Annotated in this window: 7 protein-coding genes and 2 pseudogenes; 3 read left to right on the top strand and 6 right to left on the bottom strand. The window is 62.1% G+C overall.

The features are described 5' to 3' along the window. Positions 1-113: pseudogene (tdh, locus tag AC0L3N_RS29065) on the bottom strand (L-threonine 3-dehydrogenase); the annotation flags it as partial. 52 nt (positions 114-165) lie between these two features. After that, positions 166-1,353, bottom strand: coding sequence for a glycine C-acetyltransferase (locus AC0L3N_RS29060; protein WP_473550967.1), 1,188 nt, complete (start codon positions 1,351-1,353; stop codon positions 166-168). Positions 1,354-1,646: 293 nt separating this feature from the next. Between AC0L3N_RS29060 and AC0L3N_RS29055 the strand changes: the two genes are divergently transcribed. Beyond that, complete coding sequence (locus tag AC0L3N_RS29055; protein WP_473550962.1) at positions 1,647-3,719, top strand: putative bifunctional diguanylate cyclase/phosphodiesterase; 2,073 nt, start codon at positions 1,647-1,649, stop codon at positions 3,717-3,719. A 53-nt stretch (positions 3,720-3,772) separates the two neighbouring features. On the opposite strand, the pseudogene AC0L3N_RS29050 reads toward AC0L3N_RS29055, so the two are convergent. Beyond that, a pseudogene (locus tag AC0L3N_RS29050) lies at positions 3,773-4,155 on the bottom strand (PIN domain-containing protein). Next, positions 4,044-4,439, bottom strand: coding sequence for a MarR family winged helix-turn-helix transcriptional regulator (locus AC0L3N_RS29045; RefSeq protein WP_473550961.1), 396 nt, complete (start codon positions 4,437-4,439; stop codon positions 4,044-4,046). The pseudogene AC0L3N_RS29050 and the gene AC0L3N_RS29045 overlap by 112 nt, the downstream one beginning before the upstream one ends. A gap of 146 nt (positions 4,440-4,585) precedes the next feature. On the opposite strand from AC0L3N_RS29045, the gene AC0L3N_RS29040 reads away from it, so the two are divergent. Continuing rightward, positions 4,586-4,993: a hypothetical protein gene (locus AC0L3N_RS29040; protein WP_473550960.1), complete on the top strand. Its 408-nt coding sequence runs from the start codon at positions 4,586-4,588 to the stop codon at positions 4,991-4,993. A 147-nt stretch (positions 4,994-5,140) separates the two neighbouring features. On the opposite strand, the gene AC0L3N_RS29035 is transcribed toward AC0L3N_RS29040, so the two are convergent. Beyond that, a complete protein-coding gene (locus tag AC0L3N_RS29035; protein WP_473550958.1) occupies positions 5,141-7,186 on the bottom strand; it encodes an oxidoreductase in 2,046 nt (681 codons plus the stop codon). A 139-nt stretch (positions 7,187-7,325) separates the two neighbouring features. Here AC0L3N_RS29035 and queF point away from each other — a divergent pair, with 139 nt between their 5' ends. Continuing rightward, complete coding sequence (gene queF, locus AC0L3N_RS29030; RefSeq protein ID WP_258117954.1) at positions 7,326-7,787, top strand: preQ(1) synthase; 462 nt, start codon at positions 7,326-7,328, stop codon at positions 7,785-7,787. 29 nt (positions 7,788-7,816) lie between these two features. Here the strand turns inward: queF and AC0L3N_RS29025 are convergent, their stop codons facing one another. After that, the gene (locus tag AC0L3N_RS29025; RefSeq protein ID WP_473550956.1) at positions 7,817-9,001 is read right to left on the bottom strand and encodes a mandelate racemase/muconate lactonizing enzyme family protein; all 1,185 of its coding nucleotides are present in this window, start codon (positions 8,999-9,001) and stop codon (positions 7,817-7,819) included. Between the last annotated feature and the right edge of the window lie 2 nt (positions 9,002-9,003).

The raw sequence follows: 9,003 nt of genomic DNA, 5'->3' as shown, positions 1-9,003 counted from the left end.
TTCTTGATCTTGATCAGAACGTCGTTGGGGCCGATTTCCGGCACCGGCACTTCTTCCATCCAGATGCCCGGCTCGGCCTTGGCCTTGACCAGCGCCTTCATCATGTTCGACATTCTTTTGTCCCTTGAAACTCTTGATCCGGAATCGCTTTTCGGTTCCGGCAGTTCAGGAAATCACACCGAGTTCGCGCCCGACCGCGCCGAACGCCTCGACCGCACGGTCGATGTCGGCGCTGGAATGGGCGGCCGACATTTGCGTGCGGATGCGCGCCTGGCCCTTCGGCACCACCGGAAACGAGAAGCCGATGACATAGATGCCGCGCTTCAGCATGCGCGCCGCCATCTCCTGCGCCAGTGTCGCATCGCCCAGCATGACCGGGATGATCGGATGATCGGCGCCGGCAAGCGTAAAGCCGAGCTTACCCATTTCAGACCGGAAGCGCGCCGCATTGGCATAGAGACGCTGACGCAGCGCATCGCCATTGCCGATCAGTTCGAAAACCCGGATCGAGGCGCCGGCGATCGCCGGCATCAGCGTGTTGGAAAACAGATAGGGACGCGAGCGCTGGCGCAACCAGTCGACCACCTGGCTCTTGGCCGATGTGTAGCCGCCCGATGCGCCGCCCAATGCCTTGCCGAGCGTGCCGGTGATGATGTCCACCCTGCCCTCGACGCCACAATGCTCGGCCGAGCCACGGCCGTTCTTGCCAACGAAGCCGACTGCATGGCTGTCATCCACCATCACCATTGCATCGTATTTTTCCGCGAGGTCGCAGACGCCCTGGAGATTGGCGATGATGCCGTCCATGGAAAAAACGCCGTCGGTGGCGATCAGCTTGAAGCGGCTGCCTTCGGCCTTCTTCAATTCCTCCTCGAGCGCCGCCATGTCGTTGTTGGCATAGCGAAAGCGTTTTGCTTTGGAGAGCCTGACGCCGTCGATGATCGAGGCGTGGTTCAGCGCGTCGGAAATGACCGCGTCCTCCTCGGAAAGCAGCGTCTCGAACAGGCCGCCGTTGGCATCGAAACAGGAACCGTAGAGGATTGTGTCCTCCATACCGAGGAAGCTCGATATCTTTGCCTCGAGCTGCTTGTGCTCTTCCTGCGTGCCGCAGATGAAACGCACCGACGCCATGCCGTACCCGTAGCGGTCAAGCGCCTGCTTGGCCGCGTCGCGCAATTCGGCGCTGTCTGCGAGCCCGAGATAGTTGTTGGCGCAGAAATTCAGCACCTTTTCGCCGCCCACCTCGATCTCTGCCGACTGCGTCGAGGTGATCACCCGCTCGGATTTGTAGAGGCCGGCCGATTTCAGCCCTTGAAGTTCGCTGTCGATATGGGAGAGGAATGCCGCGCTCATGATCAGGCCCTGTTGAGATTTGAATGGACTGTCGCCCCGCGCGGGCGAAAAATCCACCGCAAAAGCGATCGCTTCGGTGACGCGACGGCCGGTGGCCACAATGCCGCCCCAGAATGACGCCAAATGGCGGATATTCAAATGCAGCTGCGGCGCGAAAGAACGCGATAACCATTTCGCGAGCTTTCCACCGCTGCCGCTATCGCCGCTCTGTCGACTTCCAGAGCTGTTAACACTTTCAAGCCAATGGTTCTCACACCTAAACAATCTGTCGGCGAGAGGGACCGCCCCAGAAAATGTCGCAGCAACCGGCGCAAACCATTTCGGGCAGGCTGATACTGTTGATCAAGGCCGGCTATTGGCTGGCGCTGCTGATCATTGCAGCCATGGTGGTGGCCTCCTTCATCCTTCTCCAGCAGATGATGGCTGCCCAGCGGCACGACGATACGCTGCTCGATATAGTCGGCATGCAAAAGACGCTGTCGCAACGCATTGTCTTCCTTGCCAACGCTGCAGGTGCTGCTTCGCGCAACCAACAACCGGCTCTGGTCACCGCATTCAAACAGGCCACTGCGGAGTTCGAGAGGAACTACGACCTTCTGCTCGAGCGGGTCGTCGCCGACCCGGCGTCATCGGCAAGGTTCGATCCAAAATCAGTCGAGAGCGTGCTTTTCGCCAAGCCGTTTCATCTCGATTACTTCTCGGTCGGGCTTATCGCCAACGGCCAACGCCTGGTTTCGGCGTTTGAATCACGACTCGGTATGGCCGATAATGGCGGCTACAAGGGCGGCGGCGAACGCGTTAACCTCGACGCTTCCATCGCCAATGCGACCCTGTCGGGCTATGCGGCACTCGGCCAGCGCATCAGCGCCCATGCCGATGCGCGATCGGAAACACTTCTCGATCTCCATCGAACGCTGTTCTACACCACCATCGGCGTCATCGTGCTGGTGGCACTTTTCATCTTCAGGCCGATGTCGAACGCCATTCTGCGCAAGACGCATGAACTGATCGATGCCCGCAATTCCATGGCCTTCATCGCCGTGCATGACGGCCTTACCGGCCTGCACAACCGCACCTTCCTGACCGACCATTTCGATACGCTGATCAAGGGGGCACAGCGCCGGCGAGAGCGGCTTGCGGCGGTCCACCTCGACCTCGACCGGTTCAAGCAGATCAACGACACGCTTGGCCACGCCGCCGGCGACTATGTGCTGGTGGTGACGGCGCAGCGCATGCGCGATTCCTGCCGGGCGTCGGATCTCTGCGTGCGTCTCGGCAGCGATGAGTTCGTAATGATCCTCAATGGTGCCGGCGGCACCGAGGACATCAACATGGTCGCCAGGCGCGTCCTGACGCAGATCAACGAACCGATCGTCTTTCGGGGCACGACCATCCTTCCGGGCGCCAGCGCCGGCGTCGCCGTCTATCCGGTCGACGCCGACAATGCGCAAGATCTGCTTGTCCATGCCGACCTCGCGCTCCACTCCGCCAAGAAGCAGAGTGGCGGCAGCCTCTCATTCTTCTCCGAGGAGTTGCGGCATGAACTCGATTTCCGCAAGCAGCTCGAGCATGACATTAGGATCGCGATCGCGGAGAAGGCGTTCCAGGTCTATTTCCAGCCGCAGGTTTCGTTGTCGAACGGTACGGTCGGCGGCATCGAGGCGCTGGTTCGCTGGAAGCATGCCGAGCGCGGCATGATCGCACCGGGCGAATTCATTCCCGTCGCCGAAAAATGCGGACTCATGCCGGAGATCGGCCGCATCGTCATCGCCAAAGCAATCAGCGAGGCGGCCGAGTGGAGCCGCGCCGGTGTTGCCTTTGGACGGCTCGCCGTCAACGTGTCCGGCTCCGAACTGCGTGAGCCCGATTTCGACGCCTTCCTCTTCGGCGTGCTGGAAAAAACTGGCCTGCCGCCACAAAAGCTTTCGCTGGAAATCGTCGAATCCGTCATTCTCGACGACGAGAAGACCGGCATAGCGGCAAAGCTGCGGCACATCCGCGCCGCCGGTGTTCATCTCGAACTCGACGATTTCGGCACCGGCTACGCGTCGCTCAGCCACGTCAACCCGAACGAGATCGACCGGCTGAAGATCGATCGACGCTTCGTCCAGAATATCAATGAGAACGACGACAACACCAAGATCGTGCGGGCCATCACCGAACTCGCCCGCGGCCTCGGCATCTCGATCGTCGCCGAGGGCGCCGAAACCGAGGCCGAGCTCGATTCGCTGATGGCGATCGGCTGCGACCAGGTTCAGGGCTACTCCATCGCCTTCCCGATGCCGCAGGACACGGCACGCGAATGGCTGGTCGCGCGGGCGCCGAAGAAAGCCAGGCTAACGCTGCTGCGGGGAAGCCGGGCGTAAGGCGCCAACCTTGACATGCCGCCTTGGAATGGCGGCCTGACGGGTGAGTCCGGCTAAAGCCGATCTGCCGCTGACTGCCGCAATGGCGGCAAGTTCTTCAGCGGGTTGAGCATCGGCACCCCGAGCGGTGCAAAATGATCTCGTTGTCGGTCAGTATCGTCAAACCGTGGACCTCGGCCGTCGCGGCGATCGCTATGTCTTCGAACCCTGGCCGATGCGCCCTTGCCCGATCAAGGATGGACCCGGCGGCATGTGCGGCGCGCAAATCGAAGGGAAGAACCCTCTTTCCTTGGGCCACTGAAACAATGCGTTCGGCAGTTGGGATCAATCGACATTCGCCCGCAGCGCCGCCAGGACTTCCGCGAACTCCGCCAACCTGTCGTCGGACAACCCGGTCCGCAGCCGCTTGTCGAAGGCAAGGGCTGCCATGCGCAATTTCAGGAACAGCGCCTCTCCCGCTTCGGTCAGTTCGACCTGATGGACGCGGCGGTTTTCCGGATCGCGGCGCCGGGTCAGCAAACCTTGCGTCTCCATCGCGTTCAGATGGTGGGTCAGCGTCGCGCCTTGGATTCCGATCATGCCGGCGAGCTCGCGCTGGTTGGCCAGCTCGCGCGACTTGATCGACAACAGAGTGACCCAGACCGGCAGCGTGCCGCCAGCCTCGACCAAGGCGGCGTCGAAGGCCTGTGCGACAAGCTTTGCGGTGCGGGCGAGATTCATCCCGATTGGCGGGCGATCAAAAGGCGTCATGATCCGACAATAGAGCAAGGGAAAGGCCGATGGAACTGGCCCATGCTTATACATTGACACCTAATCATTAGATATCTAACCTTATGTGAGCGGTGGGGAAAGGAGGAAATGCGGTCATGCAGTATGTCTACATCATCGTCCTCGGCCTTCACGTATTGGCCGGTGTGTTCTGGGCTGGAACGACCATCGCGGTCGCCCGCGATCCGGAGATTCGGATCGAACGGTTTTTCCGGCCGCAAATGGGAGCGGCCGGCATGGTCTTCCTGACCGGCATACTGCTCTGGTATTTCTTCCACAGCGGTTATTTCGGTTCGATGGAAATCGTTCTGGCCCTGGGTATCGCGACGGCCCTGATTGCCACCGGTGTTCAGGGCGCGCTGGTCGGCTCTGCCAGCAGGCGGCTTGCCGGCACTGACGCGGCGACGGAAATGCAGTTGCGCGCGAAAATGACAAGGGGCGAACGCATCGCTGGTGGGCTGCTGGTCATCACCGTACTTTGTATGGCTACCGCCAGGATGTTTTGAGTGGCCAGCCGCAATCATGGTTCAAGAGATCGTACGGTGTCCGGCGGCAAGCCGGCGGCGTGCGCGGCGCGCAGATCGGACCGACGTGCCTGATGGCTCTCCGTGCGGAGGTTCGGCTGCGCGCCACCAATCAATCCGAAGTGATCTTCAAATCCGCAATCCGAACCTTATGCCGTCATAGACTGCTGCGTGGATGTTGCGAGATGCGACCGCATCGCCGATGCGGAAGAGCACGAAACCGCCTTGCGGATTGCGCGCCGGAAAAATATCGCCGCCATTGACCAGCCGCTCGTAATCGACCGCGCCGCCGTTCTTCGACAGCGGTTTCAGTGCGAGATAGAGATCATCGAGCGGCAGCGTGCCGTGCTCGACCACCACCTGATCGACCCGCCGCTCGCCACGCCAGCCGTCAGCGAAGTCTGAGCCGAGTTCGGCGACCAATTGATTGCCCTCGCGCCGCACCGAGAGCAGCCGCGTGTTGATGGTGATCGTGACGCCCTTCTCCTGGAAGGCGCGCATATAGGGCACGTGGTTCATACCGCCCATTTCCGGGGCGAAGAAGCGTTCGGGCGAAACCAGCTCAAGCTTTGCACCGCTATTGGCGATCAATTCGGCCGCACCCATGCCCTGATGGCCGCCATTGTCGTCATAGAGCAGCACGTGTTCGGCCGGCTTGATGCTGCCGGCCATGATCTCCCAGCTCGAAGTGACGAGATTGTCGCCCGCCGCCAGCGGCGGGTTCTGCGGCAGGCCGCCGGTGGCGACAACCACCACGTCGGGCGACAGCGCCAGAACATCGTCCTTCTCCGCCCAGATGTCATAGCGGATCTCGACGCCGAGCCGGCCGAGTTCGGCCAGCCGCCAGTCGATAATGCCGATCAACTCCTTGCGGCGTGGGTTTTGCGTCGCCAGCCGCACCTGGCCGCCGGCCTGGCTCGATGCTTCCAGCACCGTCACCTGGTGACCACGCTCGGCCGCGACACGCGCCGCCTCCAGACCGCCGGCCCCAGCGCCGACAACGACCACGTTTCGCTTCGGTCCCTCGGTCCTCGGGATGATGTGCGGAATATCAGCCTCGCGGCCGGTTGCCGCATTGTGGATGCACAGCGCCTCGCCGCCCTCATAGATGCGGTCGAGGCAGTAAGTGGCGCCGACGCAAGGGCGGATTTCGTGCTCGCGGCCCTCCATCACCTTGCGGATGATATGCGGATCGGCGATGTGGGCGCGGGTCATGCCGACCATGTCGAGTTTGCCGGTGGCGATGGCGTGACGCGCGGTGGCAACATCGGCAATGCGCGCCGCATGGAAGGTCGGGAATTTCGTCGCCGCCCTCACCTCGCCGGCGAAGTCGAGATGCGGCGACGAGCGCATGCCGGTCACCGGGATGACCTTAGTCAGCGCGGCATCGGTTTCGATCGAGCCACGGATGATGTTGAGGAAGTCGACCTTGCCAGAGCCGGCCAGCCGCCTGGCGATCTCGACGCCTTCCTGTTTCGACAAGCCCTTCTCGAAATCCTCGTCGGCGACCATGCGGATGCCGACGACGAACTTGTCGCCGACCGCTGCCCGCACGGCGTCGAGCACCATGCCGGTGAAGCGCAAGCGGTTGTCGAGCGAGCCGCCGAAATCGTCGTCGCGCTGGTTGGTGGCGGGCGACCAGAAGCCGTCCATCAAATGGCCGTAGGCCTCGAACTCGATGCCGTCCAGGCCAGCGGCCTGGCAGCGCTGGGCGGCGGCGGCGTAGTCGGCGACGATGCGCTCGATATCCCAGTCCTCAATGGTCTTGGGAAAGGCACGATGCGCCGGCTCGCGCACCGGCGACGCGGACAGCACCGGCAGCCAGTCGGCCTTGTTCCAGCCGGTACGGCGGCCGAGATGGGTGATCTGGATCATCACCTTGCAGTCATGCTCGTGGCAGGCATCGGCGAGCTCCGTGAGCCATGGCACGATCCGGTCGTCATAGACGTGCAGATTGCCGAAGGCGGCCGGGCTGTCGCGCGAGACGATCGCCGAACCGGCGGTCATGGTCAGCGCCATGCCGCCTTTGGCCTTTTCGGCGTGGTAGAGCCGATAGCGCTCTTTCGGCATACCGTCCTCGGAATAGGCCGGCTCATGGCTGGTCGACATGACCCGGTTCTTCAGCGTCAGATGCTTGAGCTGGTAAGGCTGGAGAAGCGGATCGTTAGTGGTCATCGTCTTCCTACTGTTTCAAATTGTGCTAATGAACGGCAAATTTTGATTTTACGCATGTCGTTGTCCCAAAACCGCTGCGCACCCTCGGGTCAGGCCCGTGGGCAGGCTTTTTGGGCGACATGCAGTAAGGAACCCGCCCATGACCGATACGAAAAACCTTACCCAGCTCGGCACCAACGTCGAGGCGCCACAGAGCCCTGAAGCGGCAGTCCTGGAAACCGTGCCGTTTTCGCGCGGCGACGGGCCGCCGGCCATCGTTCGCTTCACCTGCCCGGAATTCACCTCGCTCTGCCCGGTCACCGGCCAGCCGGATTTCGCCCATATCGTCATCGACTATGCGCCCGATACGCTGCTGGTGGAATCGAAGTCGCTCAAGCTGTTCATGACCTCGTTTCGCAACCATGGCGCCTTCCATGAAGAATGCACCGTCATGATCGGCCGCCGCATCATCGCCGCGACCAAACCACTGTGGTTGCGCATTGGCGGCTATTGGTATCCGCGCGGCGGCATTCCCATCGACGTGTTCTGGCAGACCGGTGTGCCGCCGGAAGGCGCCTGGCTGCCCGACACCGGCGTCGCACCCTATCGCGGGCGCGGCTGAGCCTGAGTTTCTAAGGAACGCACGTTGCATCAGTTGAGCGGCAGCCGCCGGTAGCGGCCAGGGTTGTTCGGGTCGCTGAAATGGCCCATCGGCCCTTGTTCGGCGAAGTGCCCGGCCCAGCGCTTCATTGCAGCGGGGTCGAGCTCGACGCCCAGTCCGTGGCCCTCCGGCACACGCACCGTGTTGCCGGTCTGCCGGAACGGACCGTCCTTGATGACGTCGCCGATCTGCCAGCGAAACAGCGATTGCGACGCTTCCGTGATCCATGGCGTCGCCGCCACGACATGCAGATAGGCTGATGTCATGATGCCGAGATCGTTTGAATAACACCAGAACCCCTTGCCCATCGCCTCACAGGCGGCGATGAATTTCAGGGTTTTCGACAGTCCGCCGAGTGCTGCGAAATTGCAGACGAAGTAATCCGGCGCACCAAGCGCGACCGCACGTCTGAGATCGGGGATGTGCGTGGAGAACGGAATGCGCGAATGCTGGCGCAGCGCCGCCATCTCCTCGAAGGTCGCGACCGGATCTTCGTAGTTGCGGATGTTGAACGGCTCGATCTCGCGCAGCACCCAGCGCGCGGTGGTCAGCGACCACTGCATGTTGGAATCGAGTTTGATCTGCGCCTTGTCGCCAAGCGCCTCGCGCAGCATGCGCACGGTCCTGATCTCGAGCTCGGGATCGCCCATGATCAGCTTGCCCTCGAAGATGGTCGAGCTATGCTCCTCGCGCATCTTTAGGCAGTATTCGACGATCGCTTCGGACGTCATTTCGCCACCCGCTCCGCCCTGCGCGGCGCGAAACGAGAAATATTCCGAAAACGGAATGTCCTTGCGCACCGCGCCGCCGAGGACTTTGTAGAGCGGCATGCCGAAGACCTTGCCTCTGATGTCCCACAGCGCCAGCTCGACGGCGCCGAAGGCCACGGAGGCGGCATTCTCACCGGTGTTGGCGGTGATCTGCCAGGGCGGCACGCTGCGCGCCTCGCAGTCAGCGATGTCGAGCGGATCGGCGCCGATCAGCGCCGGCGCGATCTCGGCCTTGATCACCTCGCCGAAATGCCACCAAGGCGCCTCGCCCAGTCCGACTACGCCTTCGTCCGTCTCGACTTCTATGATCGATTTCGAGGCGCCGCCATAAAGCCCGGCCGTCCACCAGAATGGGGCGTCTAACGGAACGTTGACATGGGTGACGCGGATATTGGTGATCTTCATCG

The organism is Mesorhizobium sp. WSM4807, from assembly GCF_055811615.1.
This window is presented reverse-complemented; position numbering and strand designations above follow the sequence as displayed.

Excerpts from the sequence above, each read along its gene's own strand:
- AC0L3N_RS29045 (WP_473550961.1), bottom strand. The coding sequence starts at position 4,439 with ATGAATCTCGCCCGCACCGCAAAGCTTGTCGCACAGGCCTTCGACGCC.
- AC0L3N_RS29025 (WP_473550956.1), bottom strand. The coding sequence starts at position 9,001 with ATGAAGATCACCAATATCCGCGTCACCCATGTCAACGTTCCGTTAGAC.
- AC0L3N_RS29055 (WP_473550962.1), top strand. The coding sequence starts at position 1,647 with ATGTCGCAGCAACCGGCGCAAACCATTTCGGGCAGGCTGATACTGTTG.
- AC0L3N_RS29035 (WP_473550958.1), bottom strand. The coding sequence starts at position 7,186 with ATGACCACTAACGATCCGCTTCTCCAGCCTTACCAGCTCAAGCATCTG.
- AC0L3N_RS29060 (WP_473550967.1), bottom strand. The coding sequence starts at position 1,353 with ATGAGCGCGGCATTCCTCTCCCATATCGACAGCGAACTTCAAGGGCTG.
- queF (WP_258117954.1), top strand. The coding sequence starts at position 7,326 with ATGACCGATACGAAAAACCTTACCCAGCTCGGCACCAACGTCGAGGCG.
- AC0L3N_RS29040 (WP_473550960.1), top strand. The coding sequence starts at position 4,586 with ATGCAGTATGTCTACATCATCGTCCTCGGCCTTCACGTATTGGCCGGT.